Genomic DNA, 19,961 nt, shown 5'->3' on the forward strand with positions numbered 1-19,961 from the left:
TTAAGTTTGTGTATTGGTTCCGCTGCGTTAATTTTAGAAAAACAAGTCAGATCCGTTTAACTATTTTCAAACATTGTCCGAAAATATAGGCATGGCAATGCGTTGGGGCAAAAAACTATTGAAATGGCGCGGCACTATTCACGGTCTGCCGACAAGAGTAAAAAGGTCGAAGCGGCGGTTATCAGACTGGGCGCTAGAATGAACAAAAAGAGTACATAAATTGTCAAACTCTTCAAAAAAGTGTCAAACTTTGTTATCGGAAAATTTTTCTGTCTGAAAAAACATTTATAAATCAGAGATTTAAATGGTGGGTGATACAGGGATCGAACCTGTGACCCGCTGATTAAGAGTCAGCTGCTCTACCAACTGAGCTAATCACCCACAGTGACGTTGTCAAACAACGGATAGCGGTTCTATAGCGTTCCTCATGAATGATGTCTATAGAAAATTTTTATTTTTTCTGCCTTTTTATTCTATGTTGAATGGTCCATTCTGACGATTGAGAAAATATCTTGATCTTCACCTGAAAACGTCTCATTATATAACTTTCATTCATTGCGTGTAACAAAGGTTGTTACCGGTAGAGAGAGGACGATCGAGCGTAATGCCCGACCAAAATTCAGAAGACCCTTCTTGTAGTATCGAGCGGTACAGGCCGTTTCGGGGGAAAATTTATTATTATCAATCTATCAATTTTTCTTGTGCGTTGAAATTAACAGCCCGACGCAACAAAACGTTTTTTGCACCCGTTAAAAGGATGGACGTTCTCCGTCGTTTTTCCGGCTACGGCTTTGAGGAATAACATGATCAATATTGTTTGTCCTCAAGTTCTCTCCTATCTTCGGCCTTTTTCCGGGAATTGATGAATGTTTGAATGGATCGCAAATCCCCATGCGTGGATGGGCCTTGTAACGCTTATCTTTTTGGAAATCGTTCTGGGCATTGACAACCTTGTCTTTATCGCAATTCTGGCAACGAAACTTCCTGCTAAAGTAAGAAACCGTGCCCGCCTGACGGGGTTGAGCTGTGCACTGGTCATGCGGTTGATACTTTTAACCGCTATGGGTTGGGTGATGACACTTGACCAGCCTTTGTTTTCGGTTGGCAATTTCTCGTTCAGTTGGCACAGTTTGATTCTCATTGTTGGCGGCGCATTTCTTCTCGCCAAAGGAACTCTTGAACTCCACGAAAGACTGGAGGGCGAGGTCGAGGAAACCGGAGCTCCTGTGGCTCACGCTGTCTTCTGGCAGGTCATCGTGCAGATTGTTGTTCTTGACGCAGTGTTCTCTCTGGATAGCATTATCACTGCAACGGGTATGATCCCGAAAGACCAGATGATGGTGATGTATCTGGCGGTTATCATCGCGATGGCTGCCATGATGTGGGGATCTGGGCCGTTGATGGAATTTGTCAATCGCCATCCCACTGTTGTTATTCTCTGTCTCGGCTTTTTAATGATGATCGGCTTCAGTCTGATCGTGGAAGGATTCGGTTTTCATATTCCGAAGGGATACCTCTACGCGGCAATCGGTTTTTCCGTTCTTATCGAAGCATTCAACCAGATTGGCCGTCACAACCGAGAAAAACTGATTTCGACAAATGATTTGCGTGAACGCACAGCAGGGGCGGTTCTAAGGCTTTTGGGCGGAGGTAAAAAAGAAGGCAATCTTGGTGAAACTGTTGATTTGATTGCAGAACAAGCAGCCTCGTCGCAAATTTTCAGACCCGAAGAAAAGCAGATGATTCGTGGGGTGCTTGATCTTGCCGACCGGCCTGTCCGTTCGATTATGTCTCCTCGAAACGAGATAGAGTGGCTTGATCTGGATACCAATGAAGAGGAAATGCGTGACGAGCTCGAGCAATTCAAACATAGCCGTCTCGTGCTTGCCCGCGAAAAGGTCGATGAATTCGTCGGTGTGGCGTTGACAAAAGATTTGCTGCTTGATCTTGCTGAAGGCAAAAACATTGACTGGCAAAAGGCCATGCGCCAACCCTTGGTGGTTCACGAAAACACAAGTGTTTTGCGTTTAATGGAAAAATTACGCCGCTCGCCCATACAACTTGCCATTGTTGTCGATGAACATGGCTCGTTTGAAGGTGTCGCAACCCCAACCGATATATTGGAAGCGATTGCTGGCGATTTTCCCGACGAAGATGACGAACCGGTTGTAGCCGAACAGCTTGAAAACGGAAGTTTTATGGTTGAAGGTTATGCCGATATTCGCCGGTTGAGTGGATATCTCGAGAAAGATCTCGTGGACGAGAATGATCGTTATACCACTCTCGCCGGCTTCATGTTATGGCATTTCGGACATTTGCCTACTACAGGGGAAAATTTTGATGCCGAGGGGTTCAATTTCAAGGTGATTGAAATGGACAGGCGCAATATTTCGAAAGTTTTGATATCGCCAATTAAAAAACAGGACCAGTAATTTTATTGGATAATAATCGGTGTTTGATAGAAACGCGTCATTGAACAAAGACAGTTTTAAAGTATAAAATAGTTTCTCAATCGAAGGGAAAGAAAAAATGAAACCACTTTTGCAGATCATTGTCACATCGACGCGCGCTGGTCGCGTAGGCAAGAAGTTGGGAGACTGGCTTTGTTCATACGCTGATAGTCATTCAAATTTTGATGTCGAGTTGATCGATCTCGCTACAATCAACCTGCCGTTATTTGATGAACCGAAACATCCTCGTCTCCATCAATACGAACACGCCCACACGAAAGAATGGAGCAAATTGATTGCAAAAGGTGATTGCTACATTTTTGTTATTCCTGAATATGATCATTTGCCGCCTTCATCTTTTGTCAATGCGGTTACCTATCTTGCTAATGAATGGAGCTATAAAGCGGTTTCGTTTCTGAGCTATGGTGGTATTTCGGGTGGGCTTAGAGCCGTGGAAACAGCCCGTTTGATGGTCAATGCCGTAAGAATGGTTCCAATTCTGGAAACATTACCAATTCCGCAATATACCCAATATCTTGATGAAAACGGTTATTTCCTGCCGAATGCAGCGATGGAAGGCGGCGCGCAAGCAGTGTTAGACGAGCTATTCAAAATGAATAATGCTTTGAAAAACATCCGCCCCAAATTCTAGTTGGACATGAATATCGGAAAATGTGATGACTAAGTTTTTAGTCGCACTTGAAGATCAGAATGACGCGCGGATTGCTTTTAGCGTTCGCGCCGATATTGTTTTGCTGTCGGGCACATTGCAAAAAATACAAAAGCTTTGTTCGACACTTAGGAACATGCCCGACTATTTTCCGCAAATCTGGGTAAAAACTTCAAATCCACATCTGGTGACCGCCAAGGTTATGGAAAAATGCGGAGCAAACCGGATTGTTGTTTCAGCTTCTCCCGACAAACTTCCTGCATTTCATAAAACACTGATCACTCAATGTAGCGGTTTTCCTCTGGTAGCGTCGATGGAAGCGGGAGATTCACCAAACAATTCATTGATTCCGATTATTAGCGCATTGGGGTTTAGCGGTATTTTGCTTCAGCCGCGAGATATGGAGCAGACCATTCTAAGCCAGATGAAAATCGAAAATATCGGCCAGTTCATGGAAAAATCACGAGCGTCCAATCTGGAAGCCGGCGTTCTTGGAATGATCGAAGCGCCCGATATACCGCGTCTCTTGCCGTATTCCCCCGACTGGTTGGGATTTGTCGTCAGGCATCCTATCAAGTCCGGCCAATTTGGTGATGATGAAACCAATTCATTAATGCGCGCACTTTTGCCATTTGACAGCGGGCAGGAACAAAGCGATGGCGATACCGGACTAGGAACCGACCGTATTATCATTGAGGATTTTATCCTTCCGATGGAAATTGGTGCCTATAAACGCGAATATGGGCATAAACAAAAAGTCCGTTTCAACATCAAGGCCGATGTTGAACGCTTGTCTTCAAATCCCGAAGATATGCGACATATCTTTTCATATGATCTTATTCTTGATGGCATCAAGAATCTTGTTTCCCTCGGACATGTCGAACTGGTTGAAACATTGGCTGAACGCATTGCCGCACTCATTCTTGCTTATCCACGGGTTCAAAGGGTGATTGTGCGTGTAGACAAGCTAGAACTCGGCCCAGCTGCCGTTGGAGTGGAAATCGAGCGATATCGGAAGAAGGCCTGAACTATCCTCTTTTCAGCCTATGTAATCCGCTTTTTTGCAGCTCAGCTTTTCAGCTTTTTGGCGAGTTGTTTTCGATATTGGAATTGCGCTGCCGATATTGACTGATTTCGAATGCTGCAACGAAGAACAGCGAAATAACAAGCGGAATGATGAGATAAAGCAGGCGGAATACAATCAAAGCCGAAATAACATCGGCCGGATTCATATTCGGCATGCCTGCCATAAACAGGGCTTCCAATACGCCGACACCGCCAGCGGGTGCGTTCGATAAAAGTGTGACTGTAAAGGATGCTAGAAAGACGCCGAGTACGACGATAAAACCGGGATTTCCGACATCAGGCAAAGTCGCGTAGATAACGCCGGCAGCACCGATCAACTCGAGTGGTCCGATGATTAATTGTTGAACGACAATGCTGAAATGGGGATAAGAAATCTGGAACGATTTGCCAATTTTTAAAGGGCGCAACTGCAACAGGCTGCCTAAAATATAAAGCCCGACAAATGTCAGCATGCCTACGCCGATTGTAATGGCGAGCCATGAGGGAATTCCTTCATGGACGAGTGTTACCAGATCGGGGCGGATAACCAGTACAAGGCCGGAAAGAAGAATTGTCCCAAGAGCAAAAGTGAAAGAACAAAAAGCCACGAGCACGGCTATTTCAACGCCCGTCAACCCTTTTTTGCTGTAAGCGCGATAACGTACAACCGCGCCAGAAAAAACCGATGCGCCGATATTATGGGAAAGCGCGTAAGTGGTGAATGAACAAATGGCGATATAGTGGAGCGGTATTTTCTTTCCCAAATGTTGCAATGCTATGCGGTCGTAACCGGCAAGAGCCGCATAGGCGAGCAGCGCAAAAAAACCGGCGAGAACCCAGTGATGCGGGCTGAGTGCGCCAAGGCGGTTAGTGATATCGGCAAAGGAAATCGCTGATAATTTATGGTAGAGAATATAGATGGAAACCACCATTGCGATGACGCCGATAAGCGGCCAAATATATTTCTTCAGTTTCATGCGTTTCCACTCGTATTTTCCGGCTTTTTCACCATATCTGGCGATGTCCGGTCTTTAGAAGGCACATTTGTGTCCCCATCGCAATAGCGCAAATGTTTTAACATACCTTTAGCGATTTCTTCGTCATCCGTCACTATGGTATTCGCACCCATATCTTTTAAATAGGCCGTTTCCATGTCCGTTACAGCATGGGCGATGATGTCTATTTTTGCATTTGATTTGCGAGTTTCGGCAACAATCTTTGCAGCATCAATTGCACTTTTCGTTGAAATGACAAGTTGTCGTGCCGTGCTCAAATTGCCGGCTTCAAGCACTTCCGCATTGGCGGCATTGCCGAGAATTGCTTCGTTTTTCTGTTCCTTGGCATTTTTTATGGCCTCGGCATTATTGTCGATAATAACGAAAGGCGTTTCCAAATTTTGAAGAGAAACGGCAATCCTTTCACCGATATCGCCGAAGCCCACAAGAATTATATGGTTCGTTTTTACCGTTTTGACCAACCCGTTTTCATCGTCCCCGCCAATATCAAGAACCGTATTTTCGCCATTTTTTGTCTCGAGACGAGAGCGGATTTTATCGGCAACGATAGAGACGAGCGGGTTTAAAAGAATGGATAGGATTGCGCCGCCAACAATAAGGTCACGTGCTTCGTCATTGATAATTCCCAATGCAGTTCCAAGACCTGCAAGAATAAAGGAAAACTCGCCTATTTGTGCAAGACCCGCTCCGATTGTCAGCGCTGTTGCATATGGCCGGTGGAAAAGACGGACAATGGCATAAGCTGCAAGAGACTTGCCACCGATAATGATGATGAGTGTAACCAGAAGGGGGAAAAACGCAGTAACCAATTTTGATGGATCGAAAAGCATTCCGACCGAAACGAAAAACAGAACTGCAAAAGCATCACGTAGGGGCAGGGTTTCTTCTGTTGCTCTCTGGCTAAGCTCGGAGCTGCTCATAATCATTCCGGCAAAAAACGCACCAAGAGCAATAGAAACGCCGAAGAGATGCGCAGAAAAAAACGCAACGCCTAAGGCAATTGCCAGAACGCTCAAGCGGAAAAGCTCTCTGGAACCGGATTGTGCGGAGATTTTCAAAAACCACGGGATAACACGGCGCCCGATGACAAAAGTGACAATGATAAACAGAACAACTTTGGCAATTGTCAAAAGAATTGTTCCGAAGAGCCCCAATTGCAACCATTGCGCCAGCGGGTCGGCTTCGCCCGCAACGTTTCCACCTAACGAAGTTGATAGGGCGGGGATAAGCACCAAGGCGAGAACCATTGCCAGATCCTCGACAATAAGCCATCCGACGGCAATACGTCCGCGTTCTGTTTCAATCAGATTACGCTCCTGAAGAGAGCGTAAGAGCACAACGGTACTTGCTGTAGAAAGCGCTAATCCGAAGACGACGCCACCGCCAAAGCCCCACCCCATGAAAAGACCGAAGCAAAGACCCAACAATGTGGCAACCGCCATTTGCACAATGGCACCGGGAATGGCTATCGCCTTGACCGATAGTAGATCCTTGACAGAAAAATGTAGCCCGACGCCGAACATCAACAGAATGATGCCGATTTCGGCAAGCTGATTGATCAAATGTGAATCAACACGAAAGCCACCGGTGTGAGGGCCGACAATGACACCGGCCAGAAGATAGCCAACCAGTGGCGAGATTCGTAAACGATTGGCGAGAACACCAAACAGAAATGCAAGACAGAGTCCCACAACAATTGTTGTCACCAATGGTGTGTCCTGTATCATCTGTGGCTGATATTCCCTCCCTGACTTTCAAGTTCTGTTATTCCGATATGTAGTGGCTATAGACACGATTTGTGTTAAGCTTATGACATAAGGCAATTATTTTGATTATAAAAAAGCCGGTATGAAGAAACCTGTACATACCGGCTTTTCGCAATTTTTTATTATGCTTTCTCCGGATTTACATGCGGCTTATCTTCGATAAGATCGCGTCCTTCATGGTGGTGATGCCACCAGTTGCCCAAGAAAAGCAGGATCGGTGCTGCAATGAAGATGGATGACGATGTTGCAATGATAACGCCGACAACCATCGGAACCGCAAAATTGTGAACCGCGCTACCGCCCCAGATCGCCATTGGCAACATGGCCAGAACAGTTGTTGTCGAAGTAAATATACAACGGATAAGCACCTGATTGATCGACATATCGACCAATTGCCGCAAAGCCATCTTTTTATAAAGTCGCATATTTTCACGCATACGGTCGTAAACCACGACTTTATCATTGACCGAGTAGCCGACAATTGTGAGCAGCGCCGCAATCGCTGTCAAATTGAAATCAAGCTGGAACAGCGCGAAAAAGCCGACCATTTTCGTTGTATCAAGGACAATGGTAACAATCGCACCAACAGCAAAGAACCATTCAAACCGCCACCAGATATAAAACATCATGGCAATTGCTGCGAGAACGACAGCGGTAAAACCTGCTGTTGCAAGTTCGCCCGAGACTTTCGGCCCGACAACTTCTATCTGGTCGAAAGTGACATCCGGATAGATTGTTTTGACAGAGGTCTTCAACTTTTCAATGGCTGCGGTTTGCTGGGCTTCACCGCCATCCTGCTGCTGAACCCTGATGAGCACGGTGTTTTGGTTGGAAACATTTTGCAAGGCAATTTCACCAAGCCCCAATTGCCCGAGTGTGGAACGCAATGTAGCAAGATCGGCAGGAGCTTTGGTCGTGATTGCCATCTGGCTGCCACCCATAAAATCAATGCCGAAATTAAGGCCGGGTTTGAAAAACAGAACGATTGATGCGATTGACAGGAAAATGGAAACACCGATGCCGATGAATCGGGCATTCATAAAATGGAAATTGGTGTGTTGCGGGATAAATTTGAAAAATGAATGGATGTGCAATTTTGTAATTTTCCATTCACGTACCACCCACGACATAATGATGCGAACGATCGTTACGTCGGTAAAGAGCGAAATTACAATACCAAGAAGCATTGTAACCGCAAAACCGCGTATCTGGCCGGTGCCGAACCACAATAGCAAGACGGTGGCAATGGCGGCTGTCACATTCGCATCGATAATGGTGGAAAAAGCATGTTTGAAGCCACGGTCAAGTGCCGCCATTGCCCCCATGCCTTTTTCGCTTTCCTCGCGAATACGTTCATTGATAAGAATATTCGCATCAACTGCAATGCCGATGCCGAGAATGATACCGGCAATTCCTGGAAGAGTAAGTGTTGCACCAATAAGGCTTAACGCTGCAAATGTCAGCACAGTATGAAGAGCAAGCGCTATGTCGGCAATAATGCCCCAAAGGCCGTAAAGGAGGAAGATAAAAAGCGCGACGAGAACAAATCCGGCAATACCTGTGTAAAGCCCCATTCTGATGGCATCAGCTCCGAGATCAGGCCCGACAGTACGCTCTTCAATCACCGTTAAAGGTGCAGGCAACGCACCTGCACGTAACAAGGCAGCAAGAGTGGAAGCTTCTTTCGGTGTGAAGTTACCGGTAATCTGTCCGCTGCCACCGGGAATGACACCTTGAATGGTTGGGGCAGTCAATACTTTATTATCAAGTACGATAGCAAACGGCTTTCCTATATTCTGGCGTGTAATTTCGGCAAAGGCCTTGGCACCGATGGTATTGAGTTTGAAAGATATCAGTGATTTTCCTGGTATTTGCGGGTCAAAACCGGCCGATGCATCGGTTAACACACTGCCGTCAAGCGAGACTTGATCGTAAATAGGAAAACGTTGGTTTTCGTCGGTGTAGCCTGGCAATATCGAAACGCCGGCGGGCGGGTTGTTCATGTCAATATTGGTTGGAACGAGGTGAAATGTCATTTTTGCCGTCGTTCCCAAAAGATCGCGCAATTGCTTCGGATCCTGTAAACCCGGTAATTGAACTTCGATACGATCAAGACCTACTTTTTGAATACTCGGTTCGGCAACACCTACCTGATCGACGCGCCGGCGGATGATTTCCAGACTTTGGTCAACCGCGTTGTTGACACGATATTTGATGCCTGCATCGGTGAGCGAAACACGGATAGCGTCGTTCTGCTCGGCGACATCGATATCGGAATCGGAAGCACGAAAAGCGCCGGCAGAAATTGGAGTCGCCAACTCTTTCAAGGCTGTCAGTGCGGTTTGGCGCTGCCCTGCATCGGGAATAACGGCGACAATCGAATCACCGATCATACGCACGCTTGTCGATTGGATTTGCTTTTCACGAAGTTTGCCACGAACATTATCAAGAGCTGTTCTCAATTGGTCACGTTTGAGCGATTTTGCGTCGACTTCAAGAACGAGGGAAGAACCACCTCTCAGGTCAAGCCCCAGAACAACTTTTGTCTGACGCATGAATGATGGCAAATATTCAAGCTGTTTTTCAGTGAGCAGATTTGGTAATGCAACCAGAATCCCCAATAGAAGAATGACAAAATATAAAGTTGTTAGCCAGCGTGGTGTTCGCATAAAATCCATCCAATAATTGGCACCTGAAAAACACGTTCTATATTACGATTTGGTGCAGAGAAGAACCATCTTTTTCAATTTTTTAACATTGAGGCTGATAACACGTATTATCGTGTAAGGAAAATTCTATCTACCATTTATTTGCCATCAATTTCCGACACGGATGTCTCATTTCGGCGAATACTGCTCATTTTGATGTCAGTGGCTCACTGAATTGGAACTTGAATTGACGACCGGTCCTTTAACTGTTTTGTTTTTCTAAAATAATTTTATAGTTGGATTTACGATAATTTATTTCAGGACGATATGGTTTTATCGGCTAAATGCAGCTTGCTTTTATAAAACGGAGCAAGCAAAATTTTCGTGTATGAAGCGCTTAGAGAAAGCTTGATGATTGGGCTTTTGTTGCGCCATTTGGGGAAAGCATGGACATTGCAGAAATACGGAATTGAAATATGATATAACGAAATGGCTTAGCTTCTTCTTATGTGCGATAAAGCACTATATCGCCGGAAAGGCATATCGTCACGTTCAGGTTGCAGCTTGTGCGCCAGCTTAAATCTCTCTAAAACTATAATGGGGTGAAATCGATATTTTTTTTAGTTGTGCTCCATTCGTTTATTGATTCAAACGTCGTAAATAACCCATTGAAAAAATTATGACTTTGTTTCCGGTGGAACGGTTTATTTTCGAAATTATACCAGGATTTAAAGCTTGAATTTGTGACCAAAGAATATTTTGGGTGAAAATGCACTCAAAACTCATCCGGGAATTCAGAAAATGATTCCGGATTGTCATTCAATGAATTGAATTTACTAAATATTGTTTATTTGTGATGGATCGCATTTTGATGGTGCTTCGCACTTTGACAAAAGGTGATCGTGGATTTGAAGCGTAAAAGCTATTCTACATGCGATCGCAGTGCTTTTGAATAAAGTGGCATTTTTATAATGAAGCCGCTTTCAGAATAAGAAATTCACTTTTCTATGTTGCCAAAACGTCAGTAAATTTTAAATGCAAGAGGGATTGGTAGATATTGATGAAACTGTAAATAATTTTGTTGGCAAATCCAAATTGGGAAGGCGAAATTTAACGAACCTTGGCAACAAAACTTATGAGTTGTCATAGTTTTGCAAAAATCATGTAGGAAAAGAAAAAATAGCAGTTGAGTCCTTCCGGGTCTCTCTACAAATTGCTTTTTTATTTTTAAAACCTATATGCACGATTCGTAATCTTTGTAAGAGTGGTCAGTTCGTTGAACTTTAAAAATTTCATTCGCAAATGCTGTTTTGTTTACGCTCTGGTGTGTGGCTTGTCGGTGGCTGCATTGCCGGTTTTTGCGGCTATGAGCGATGCGGCAGATGCGCAAACACCTGCTACAGCCGATAATTCGGTTTTAAGTCCGGCTGATCTTGTGAAACAACAACAGGCGGTTGTGAATGGTTATAAAGACCAGCTGAAAGAGCTTTTGAAGAATTACGATTCCGGACAGGATGACGATTCAGCTTTAACCGATATCCGCAATAAAGCGCAGGATATAAATGGCAAGATTATAGGGACAGCGCTTCTGTTTCGCTCGCCCTTGAATGACATTAACCTGCGTCTCGACCAATTGGGTGAACCGCAAGAGGGCGTGCAGGAAGCTAAAACTGTAACCGACGAAAGAAACAATCTTCGCCAGCTCAAAGTTAAAATCAATACTCTGGTTGGTCAATTGGAAGACTGTTCGATTGATTCCAATCGTTTGGTTGAAAGAACAATTGCCCAGTCACGTGAACTCTTTGCAAGAACTTTGACCCACAGGGTCGAGTTCTCGTCACCTTTGGGCACTCAAATTGCCCAATCTGCAAAAGATGCGGGCGCGGACTTTTTTTCTTTAATATTTTCTTGGTGGCAATTTGTCTATCAATTCAAGCTGTTAGCTCTATGTGCTAGCATTTTGATTCCGTTTTTTGTTGCGTGTATTCTGGCGATTTCAACGCATAAACTGATCGGTCGTGTGAAACACGAGGCAACGAAAGAAGATGAAGATGCTTCCTATCTGAAGCGTTTGTCGTTTGCATTCGTTGCGACACTTGTCCCGACGATGATATGCGCGGTTTTTGTTATCCTTGTTCTGATATTTTTCAATTATCTTGGAATAAGTTGGACAAATCTTGATCCCGTTTTCCGCTCTGCCGCCGATGTTGTCATGCTGGTATTTTTCATTGCCCGCATGTCGTTTGTTATTCTCTCGCCAAAGCTGCCGGAATTGCGTTTGATGAGAATTGCTCCGCGGCCTGCTCGTTTGCTGATTGTGCTATTGACATTATTGGCTTTGGTGATGGGTCTCGATTATTTCCTGAATGCTGTCTATCGCGCGGTATCGGCACCTCTTTCGCTTGCAATTGCCAAGAGTTTTATTTCCGTTATCCTTGTTGGCATTATCATTCTTGCCATTTCGTTTGTGCGCGCGAGAACCAGCACCGAAGATGACAAGAAGGTTACATCCTGGCCGCTTTACATCCGCATTCCGCTTATCGTGGTCGGGCTATTACCTATTTTGACGGCTCTTGCCGGTTACGTCGGTATGGCACGTTTCATTTCCCAACAGATCGTGGTGAGTGGTGCTTTTCTCGTTTTAATGTATCTGGGCATTCAAACAGCACGTGCAACGGCGGCGGAAGGGGCATTTGCTAAAACATTTATCGGGCGCCGTCTGGTACAACGGTTCAATATTGATGACAGTACGATGGATCAACTTGGACTGGTCGCCGGTATCCTTCTCAACATCGTTGTGATTGTTGTTTGCGTTCCTCCGATCATTATGCAGCTCGGCTTTTCGGCTGCCGATATTTTCTCTGCTTTTATTCACATAATGACTGGCTTCGAGATCGGGAATGTTTCGATATCGCTCGTTGGTATTTCAATCGGCATTATATTTTTCCTGATCAGCTGGTTCCTGATCCGCTGGTTTATCGGCTGGCTTGACGGAACGGTTCTCGCGCGCGGAAAAGTAGATTCAGGTGTAAGAAATTCAATTCGCACAGTTGTCGGTTATGGTGGCATTGCACTTTCCGCGCTGATCGGGCTATCGGCGGCAGGTTTCAATTTGAGTAGTCTGGCACTGATTGCCGGTGGCCTTTCACTTGGTATCGGCTTTGGTCTTCAAAATATCGTCCAGAATTTTGTCTCCGGTCTTATTCTGCTTGCTGAACGTCCGTTCAAGGTTGGCGATTATGTCGAGACAGGAACAATTGTCGGAATTGTCAAACGTATCAGCGTGCGTGCAACAGAAGTCGAGACGTTGAAACGGCAAACAATCATCGTGCCGAATTCGAGCCTCATCAACAATAATGTCGGCAACTGGACACACCGCAATAAAATCGGTCGTGTCGATGTCACTTTTTCTGTTCCGGCCATGTCTGATCCTGAACATATTGTCGATGTGTTGATGGAAACGGCTAATAACACTGAGGGCGTTCTAAAAAATCCTAGCCCGTGGGTCAGCTTTTCAAGTTTCGACAGCAACAATTTCAATTTTACACTGGCAATTTACGTGCCCGATATCACATCAACAATTGCCGTTACAAACAAGGTTCGCTTCCAGGCCTACAAGCGTTTCTCTGACGAGGGAATTACCTGATATGAAAAAATGGTTTTTTGTCATCGTTGCTTTGCTATGTCTTGGCTCTCAAGAAGGATTCGCCGCAACGATAAAAAATACCGATCAAAAGACACAGTCTCTCGTGGTTGCCGAAGGCAGTTCCCGCCGCGACGTTTCTTTGAAGGCCGATCAGACAGTCGATATCTGCCCCAAAGGATGTTTTGTGACTTTTCCGAATGGTGACCGGTTCGCAATCAAGGCGACAGATACGATTGAAATCAACGGAAGTCGGGCAAGCTTCAAATAAGCGGCCGACTATATTGGCAATATCAATATCATGATGAATGTCACGCGGTTTTTGCAGACGATAGAATCGTCATCTCTAAAACCGGTTATTTTCTATAGCATGACGTGTTTTACCTGATCATGTTCAATGCATGACGGAACGGAAAGGGCTCACAGACAAGTGTGGTATCGCGCTTGTCTGTCAAGATAAACGTGTTGATGAGAGAGTCCTTAAAGATATATCGTCCGGCATGAAAGGCGCGTTGACTGGAACTATATTGTTTTCAAATTCAATTGAAGCGGTAAATGCTTTCGTTTTTTTAAGAAAAAGTCTGATTTTAAGAAAAGGTCTGATCCCGATTTTTAGCTGATTAGCCACTAAAATGAAATCTCCAAAATCAAGTTCATGGATAATCACTACCGGAAAAATTTAAATTTTTGAGAATGCATATGAACGTTTTGACTGCCTGATGAACCGTCGTCTTGATGCAATAACCCGAAACTGCGTGAAAGTGAGTAATAAGTGGTGCGGACGGCGGGACTTGAACCCGCATGATCTAAAGATCGAGGGATTTTAAGTCCCTAGCGTATACCAATTTCGCCACGTCCGCAGCACCTGTCCTTATAGGGAACGAAAAACAAAAAGAAAAGCCAAAATTTCGATTAAAAACGTCGTGCTCCGGATAGCCACAACATTTGTAAAAAGCCACGACATCTTTAAAAAGTAAGTGGCAACCGCTAGCCAGATAACCTCGCTGTTATGATATTGCCGAATTTTCCAATAAAATTTAAAGCTCATTTAAGATAATACACGCGTTTTTATAATATTAGTGCTATCGAAGGATCTATATTGACATTGAATTTTCAAAAATTTTATTGACGTTGATAAGAAAATCAGATGACGAATTCTCGATCTGTCGCTGTCAATAATTCTCCTCTTCGTGCGAACAGAATTTATGAGCAATTCTATTGTCAATCGACATGAAGAGTGGCTTTCAACCCGATTGATTTGGAAGCAGTATTTTTTGTGCCTCTGATGCTTTTTGATGCGAATTTTTGTTGAATATAATCCTGTTTGTTCTAATCTGCCAAAGTCGGCTTTGTGAAAAAGGCCATCTCGAATTTTATGAATTAGAAAGCATTTTATATCATGAGTGAGTTTGTTCAAGACGTGGCAAAAGCTGCCAAAGCTTTGCGCAGTCTTTTTGATGAGACCCCGCTTCAGCGGAATGAATATCTAAGTCACAAGTATGGTGCAGAAATTTACCTCAAGCGTGAAGATCTGACTCCGGTTCGCTCCTATAAAATTCGTGGTGCTTTCAATTTCATTTCGCAGATGCTCGATAAGGTTTCGCCCGAGGCTGCTTTTGTTTGTGCTTCAGCCGGTAATCACGCCCAAGGTTTGGCTTTTGCTTGCCACCATTTTAAACGTAAGGGCGTCATCTTTATGCCTGTAACAACGCCGCAGCAAAAGATCGACAAGACGCGTACCTTCGGTGGCAAATATATTGAAATTCGTATGATCGGTGACACATTCGACGAATGTTATGCGGCTGCCAAAGCGTTTGTTGCCGATGGGGGCGGGGTTATGGCACCGCCTTTCGACGATATGCGGATTGTGACCGGACAAGCGACCGTTATGTATGAAGCCGCTGAACAGTGGAAAGAACTCGTTGGCGACGAAAAGCCGGATTTGGTCATTATTCCGGTTGGCGGCGGCGGGCTGGCTGCAGGCATCAGCCATTTTATTCGTGAAAGCGGTTGGACAAAAACCCACATCCACTTTGCCGAACCGGAAGGTGCCGCCAGTCTCTATACCAGTCTGAAAGAAGGTAAACGCGTCAAACTGGAAGATGTCGATACATTTGTTGACGGCGCTGCTGTTGCTCAGATTGGTGAATTGAATTTCAAGATGCTGAAAGGTTTTTCGCCTTTCGATGTTTCGATTGTTCCGGAAAATCGTTTGAGCGCCACAATGGTTGAAATGCTGAACGTTGAAGGCATCGTTCTTGAACCGGCAGGTGGCCTTTCGATTGACGCATTGAAAAGCATTTCTCCTCAGGATTTGAAGGGTAAAAAAGTTCTTCTTATTATTTCTGGCGGCAACTTCGATTTTGAACGTTTGCCGGAAGTTAAAGAACGCGCATTGCGCTATCAGGGCTTGAAAAAATATTTTATTTTCCGTTTTCCGCAACGCCCCGGTGCATTGCGCGGCTTCCTCGACCAATTAGGGCCGGATGATGATGTTGCGCGCTTCGAGTATTTGAAGAAATCGGCGCGTAACTTCGGTTCCGTTCTTATCGCTATCGAAACAAAGCAGTTCGAGAATTTTGCGGTTCTTGAAACCAAATTCAAAGAACTTGGCTGGGCCTATCGCGATATCACCAATGACAGAGTATTGTTTGATTATATTATTTAAAAAGATCAAACAGTTATATTGAATAAAAGGTGTTTTCAATGAAGTTTCTTTCGTCACTTATTTTCGGCCTGACAATTTTCTTGTCAGGCGCGGCATCAGCAAGTGCTGCCGAACCGGATTCTATCCAGAAGGCAGAACTTAACGGCCTTGTTGCAGAAATTAATAATGCAGCACAAAGAAAAGATGTGACCTTCATTGCAAACAATATGCCTGAGCGCCTTTTCAAAGAAATGGCGCTCAGGCTGAAGACTGATGAAGCAACGCTGAAGCAGAGTTTTGTAAAACAACTGGATAGCCAGTTCGCAAGTCTTCCTGCTAACGCCTATCACCTTGATGGCGATAAGATAGAATATCGCCAAACTTCGAAGGGGGTTCCTTATGCACTCGTTCCAACTCGGATCGAGACAAAAGAAACAATTGCTCAATATCCGACATTGGCAATTCTTGATAACACCAAATGGCACCTGATTTATGGCGGGCAGAGAACTGTTCAAAATCCTGTATTTCTGGAGATTTATCCAGATTTTCAGGATGTGAATATCCCTCAGGAAACAATTACACGGAAATAGGCTGGTCGATAAACGACACTTGAATGCAGACGCGTGAATGCTTTCGTGACGTTGTGTGAATGTTTTTTCCTCTCGGGACCTTTTTCTGTCAGACGTTGAAATCGGTAAAACGACAAAACAGCTTTCTTGAGATATTGTTTAACCGGTTTTCTTCCGGTGTGAAGATTTGACGTCGGGAAGTGTTTAATTTCTTGGTGGCAAGAACATGTGACTTCCTCTGCGGTTGCGCGATAATCAATTTTGTCGTTCATGAGAATAACAGCCAGCGCCAATTTGAAGATCACATGTGACATATTCTCATATGTGAGGGAAAATGATTCACATTGGAAAGTGAGCGGTGTAAAATTCAAGTCAACCAACTCGCGTCTTTTATGAAAAAATTTATTATTGATGAAACCGGTTGCTTTTTCGCACGCTTTGAACGATAAGACGCCTTGTGATGCTTGGGTTGGATTGCCAACTTTCTATTTAAGAGACTTCGTAGCATCATTCACCTCTGTTGAGGTGTTCATTGGTCGCGCAAGTCGCTTCAAGGTTTATCCTCAAGCGTTTCGTCCTTATTTTTTGACTGTTCCTGACTTCCGGTTGCGCGGAAGGCAAGGATTCTAAATGGCCTGCCCAAGAAAACTCGGCAGGGAAAGATTATATTTTGAAAACACAAAATTCGAATGCCTTCGAGGCATTGGGGGTATCGCCGGTTCTTGCTAAAAATTTGCTGAAAGCCGGTATGACTGACCCGAAACCGATACAGGAAGAAGCTATTCCTTCCATGCTTGCAGATTGTGACTTGCTAGGCATTGCACAGACAGGCTCGGGCAAGACACTGGCTTTCGGTCTTCCGGTGTTGACGAAAATCCTTTCAATGGGCGACAAACGTCGCCCGAGAACGGCTCGTGCTTTAATTCTGGCTCCTACGCGCGAACTCGCCGTACAGATTGAAGAGGCTATCCATATGGTCTCGAAAGGTACTCATCTGTCGACAGCTCTTATTCTCGGTGGCGTTTCCAGAAATTCACAAATCAAAAGAATGGCGCAAGGTGTTGACGTTCTCATTGCAACGCCCGGAAGGCTCATGGATTTGGTCCATGAAAAGAGTGTTGATCTGTCAAAGACGGACTTTCTTATTCTTGATGAAGCTGACCGTATGCTTGATATGGGATTTATCAAGGATGTTCGCCAGATCGCAAAACTTGTTGCCAAAGACCGTCAGACGGCACTGTTTTCCGCTACCATGCCGAACGAGATTGAAAAGCTTGCCGAGACGCTTCTTCGTGACCCCGTCCATGTTGAGGTTGCCAAACAAGGAACGACGGCTGCCGAAATCAATCAGGTGTTGCATAAAGTCGACCGGCGTGACAAAAAAGATGTCCTTAACAAACTTCTGACCAATCCGGCATTAAGTTCGGTCATTGTCTTCACGCGTACAAAGCATGGGGCTGATGTCGTAACGAGAAATCTTGCTAAAACCGGCTATTCAGTTGCGGCAATTCATGGCAACAAATCACAAAATGCTCGGCAAAAAGCGTTAAAAGGCTTTCGGGATGGAACTGTTCGCGTTCTTGTCGCTACCGATATTGCAGCGCGAGGTATTGATGTTCCGGGTATAAGCCACGTTATCAATTACGAGCTTCCTGACGAAGCTGAAAGCTATGTGCATAGAATTGGGCGCACGGGGCGTAATGGCGCTCATGGTGAAGCCATTACACTTTATGACGAAAGTATCGAGAGTGCGCGGTTGAAAGCTGTTGAACGCGTTATCCGTATGAAATTGCCACGCGAAGATGTTCCGCCGCAGTTTGGTCCTTTGCCGGAAAAACCGCATAGTGATCGTGAGGGTAGTGAACAACAAGCTGGTGACGATAGTCATAACAGTGGGCGGGAAAAGAACAAGGCTCATCGCCGCAAACGTGTTTTTTCAAAGGCCACAGATCGTAAACAGGGTTCGCGGAAGGATGCGCCTCATAACGCATCTCATAGCGAAAACGCTACAAAGGAAGACGGTTATCGTGTTTCCAATAAAAGTCGGAAAGGTAACGGCAGCAGGAGAAATAGCGAAAAACTTGATGCACGTAGCGATAAACCGGCAAACCCCAAAAGAAAAAAGCCGAACAACCGTAAAAAGCCGGTTAGATTAAGGAAATCGGTAAGGCGTGCAGCTTGAATTTTTTGAATATTGCTATTGATCGGGATGCCCATAGGAGGACAATAAAACCGGTTTTGATGCGTTTTTTTAAAAATTGAAATTATGATTTAAGCCCGAAAGAATATAGCGTCTTTCGGGCTTTTGGTTCTTTAAGACAAGAAAAGTCGTGCGGGTAAAGTCTTCAGCCGTCATGTAAGGAAAACTGTTTGCGACGAAGATAAAATAAATATCATTCTTCCAATAAAATTTTAGAAAACAACATTGAGTTTTCTTAACGCGGCTTGGGCAATTTGTTCCAACGCTCATGGAGAAAAAACGGAGGCAATTGTTCTTCATATTATCCGATTTGATCGCTATGGGCCTTGCATCGCTTCATAACTTGTCTAGTATATTTTTGACAATTTTTTAAACCGGTCAACATCGGTATAAGGTTCCGGATAGCAAGAGGGCCGTGATTTGTGATGAAAGAACAGAGTGAATTTATTGTCTCGGGCGATTGGTTGAAAGCGCGTCTTGGTGATTCCAAACTTTCAATTCTTGATGCTTCATGGTATTTGCCGGCGGCAAAACGGAATGGACGTGAAGAATATGAAAAGGCGCATATACCGGGCGCCGTATTTTTCGATCATGACAAGGTTTGTGACGAGACTTCAGGTCTTCCCCATACGCTTCCGAGCCCTGACAAATTTGCACAATTTGCAAGTGATATGGGGGTGAATGCAGACGATACGATTGTGATTTATGATAGTATCGGCTTTTTTTCGGCACCACGCGCATGGTGGATGTTTCGTGTCATGGGGGCAAACAACGTCTATGTTCTTGATGGCGGTTTTGCAGGCTGGAAAGAAAAACATTATCCGGTTACGAGCGAGCCGACGAAAATCAGAAATACGTTATTCAAAGTCAACTTTGACGCTGAAAAAGTTGTACTTATCGACGAAATGCGTGAGCTTGTTGATGGTAAAACCACGCAGATAGCCGATGCGCGTAATCATAAACGTTTTTTGGGTGAAGAAGCCGAACCACGACCGGGAATGCGCGCGGGTCATATGCCGGGTGCGCACAATATTCCTTTTGCGACATTATCCGAAGATGGCAACTTCAAAGACTTGAGTAAAATTAAAACAATTTTCAAGGATGCGGGCATCAATGTTGCCGCTCCGGTTGTAACGACGTGCGGTTCCGGCGTTACGGCAGCTGTACTTGCCTTGGCGCTTGAATCACTGGGTAACCATAATGTAAGGCTTTATGATGGGTCATGGAGTGAATGGGGGTCTAAAAAAGATACGCCGGTTGTTACAGGCAATGATGGGGATAAATAAT

The 19,961-nt window shown here is 44.7% G+C and carries 12 protein-coding genes and 2 tRNA genes; 9 read left to right on the top strand and 5 right to left on the bottom strand.

Annotated features, from left to right (window positions below):
• Positions 1–305 precede the first annotated feature (305 nt).
• Positions 306–381: transfer RNA gene (locus PEB0122_RS08865), tRNA-Lys, on the bottom strand.
• 485 nt (positions 382–866) lie between these two features.
• Here PEB0122_RS08865 and PEB0122_RS08870 point away from each other — a divergent pair.
• The 3 genes from PEB0122_RS08870 (at position 867) to PEB0122_RS08880 (ending at position 4,147) form a co-directional block, all read left to right on the top strand.
• Complete coding sequence (locus PEB0122_RS08870; RefSeq protein ID WP_075916796.1) at positions 867–2,432, top strand: TerC family protein; 1,566 nt, start codon at positions 867–869, stop codon at positions 2,430–2,432.
• Positions 2,433–2,529: 97 nt separating this feature from the next.
• Complete coding sequence (locus PEB0122_RS08875; RefSeq protein WP_075914244.1) at positions 2,530–3,102, top strand: NADPH-dependent FMN reductase; 573 nt, start codon at positions 2,530–2,532, stop codon at positions 3,100–3,102.
• A gap of 25 nt (positions 3,103–3,127) precedes the next feature.
• Entirely contained in the window at positions 3,128–4,147 is a 1,020-nt protein-coding gene (locus PEB0122_RS08880) for a dihydroneopterin aldolase (RefSeq protein ID WP_075916798.1), read from the top strand.
• 49 nt (positions 4,148–4,196) lie between these two features.
• Here PEB0122_RS08880 and PEB0122_RS08885 read toward each other — a convergent pair whose 3' ends face one another.
• The 3 genes from PEB0122_RS08885 to secD form a co-directional block, all read right to left on the bottom strand.
• Positions 4,197–5,162, bottom strand: coding sequence for a lysylphosphatidylglycerol synthase transmembrane domain-containing protein (locus PEB0122_RS08885; protein WP_075868615.1), 966 nt, complete (start codon positions 5,160–5,162; stop codon positions 4,197–4,199).
• Positions 5,159–6,928 (bottom strand): cation:proton antiporter domain-containing protein, encoded by a 1,770-nt coding sequence (locus PEB0122_RS08890; RefSeq protein WP_075916800.1) that lies wholly within the window; start codon positions 6,926–6,928, stop codon positions 5,159–5,161. The genes PEB0122_RS08885 and PEB0122_RS08890 overlap by 4 nt, the downstream gene beginning before the upstream one ends.
• A 161-nt stretch (positions 6,929–7,089) precedes the next feature.
• Positions 7,090–9,636: a protein translocase subunit SecD gene (secD, locus tag PEB0122_RS08895; RefSeq protein WP_075916889.1), complete on the bottom strand. Its 2,547-nt coding sequence runs from the start codon at positions 9,634–9,636 to the stop codon at positions 7,090–7,092.
• A gap of 1,318 nt (positions 9,637–10,954) precedes the next feature.
• Here secD and PEB0122_RS08900 point away from each other — a divergent pair.
• Both PEB0122_RS08900 and PEB0122_RS08905 read left to right on the top strand, forming a co-directional pair.
• On the top strand, positions 10,955–13,261 hold the full coding sequence (locus PEB0122_RS08900) for a mechanosensitive ion channel family protein (RefSeq protein ID WP_225867841.1): 2,307 nt from the start codon (positions 10,955–10,957) through the stop codon (positions 13,259–13,261).
• A 1-nt stretch (position 13,262) separates the two neighbouring features.
• Positions 13,263–13,529 carry a hypothetical protein gene (locus PEB0122_RS08905; protein WP_075868605.1) on the top strand — a complete coding sequence of 89 codons (267 nt, stop codon included), beginning with the start codon at positions 13,263–13,265 and terminating at the stop codon, positions 13,527–13,529.
• Positions 13,530–14,031: 502 nt separating this feature from the next.
• Here PEB0122_RS08905 and PEB0122_RS08915 read toward each other — a convergent pair.
• A tRNA-Leu gene (locus PEB0122_RS08915) sits at positions 14,032–14,118 on the bottom strand.
• Between the two features lie 539 nt (positions 14,119–14,657).
• Between PEB0122_RS08915 and ilvA the strand changes: the two genes are divergently transcribed.
• The 4 genes from ilvA (at position 14,658) to sseA (ending at position 19,960) form a co-directional block, all read left to right on the top strand.
• Positions 14,658–15,926: a threonine ammonia-lyase IlvA gene (gene ilvA / locus PEB0122_RS08920; RefSeq protein ID WP_075916804.1), complete on the top strand. Its 1,269-nt coding sequence runs from the start codon at positions 14,658–14,660 to the stop codon at positions 15,924–15,926.
• A gap of 38 nt (positions 15,927–15,964) precedes the next feature.
• Complete coding sequence (locus PEB0122_RS08925; RefSeq protein WP_075868599.1) at positions 15,965–16,495, top strand: hypothetical protein; 531 nt, start codon at positions 15,965–15,967, stop codon at positions 16,493–16,495.
• Between the two features lie 649 nt (positions 16,496–17,144).
• A complete protein-coding gene (locus PEB0122_RS08940) occupies positions 17,145–18,656 on the top strand; it encodes a DEAD/DEAH box helicase (protein WP_225867837.1) in 1,512 nt (503 codons plus the stop codon).
• A gap of 443 nt (positions 18,657–19,099) precedes the next feature.
• Positions 19,100–19,960, top strand: coding sequence for a 3-mercaptopyruvate sulfurtransferase (gene sseA, locus PEB0122_RS08945; RefSeq protein WP_075916808.1), 861 nt, complete (start codon positions 19,100–19,102; stop codon positions 19,958–19,960).
• The last annotated feature ends 1 nt before the right edge of the window (position 19,961 follow it).

This window comes from Ditibartonella apis (assembly GCF_001952075.1).
GTDB lineage: Bacteria > Pseudomonadota > Alphaproteobacteria > Rhizobiales > Rhizobiaceae > Bartonella > Bartonella apis.

Excerpts from the sequence above, each read along its gene's own strand:
- PEB0122_RS08870 (WP_075916796.1), top strand. The coding sequence starts at position 867 with ATGTTTGAATGGATCGCAAATCCCCATGCGTGGATGGGCCTTGTAACG.
- PEB0122_RS08875 (WP_075914244.1), top strand. The coding sequence starts at position 2,530 with ATGAAACCACTTTTGCAGATCATTGTCACATCGACGCGCGCTGGTCGC.
- PEB0122_RS08880 (WP_075916798.1), top strand. The coding sequence starts at position 3,128 with ATGACTAAGTTTTTAGTCGCACTTGAAGATCAGAATGACGCGCGGATT.
- PEB0122_RS08885 (WP_075868615.1), bottom strand. The coding sequence starts at position 5,162 with ATGAAACTGAAGAAATATATTTGGCCGCTTATCGGCGTCATCGCAATG.
- PEB0122_RS08890 (WP_075916800.1), bottom strand. The coding sequence starts at position 6,928 with ATGATACAGGACACACCATTGGTGACAACAATTGTTGTGGGACTCTGT.
- secD (WP_075916889.1), bottom strand. The coding sequence starts at position 9,636 with ATGCGAACACCACGCTGGCTAACAACTTTATATTTTGTCATTCTTCTA.
- PEB0122_RS08905 (WP_075868605.1), top strand. The coding sequence starts at position 13,263 with ATGAAAAAATGGTTTTTTGTCATCGTTGCTTTGCTATGTCTTGGCTCT.
- ilvA (WP_075916804.1), top strand. The coding sequence starts at position 14,658 with ATGAGTGAGTTTGTTCAAGACGTGGCAAAAGCTGCCAAAGCTTTGCGC.
- PEB0122_RS08925 (WP_075868599.1), top strand. The coding sequence starts at position 15,965 with ATGAAGTTTCTTTCGTCACTTATTTTCGGCCTGACAATTTTCTTGTCA.
- sseA (WP_075916808.1), top strand. The coding sequence starts at position 19,100 with ATGAAAGAACAGAGTGAATTTATTGTCTCGGGCGATTGGTTGAAAGCG.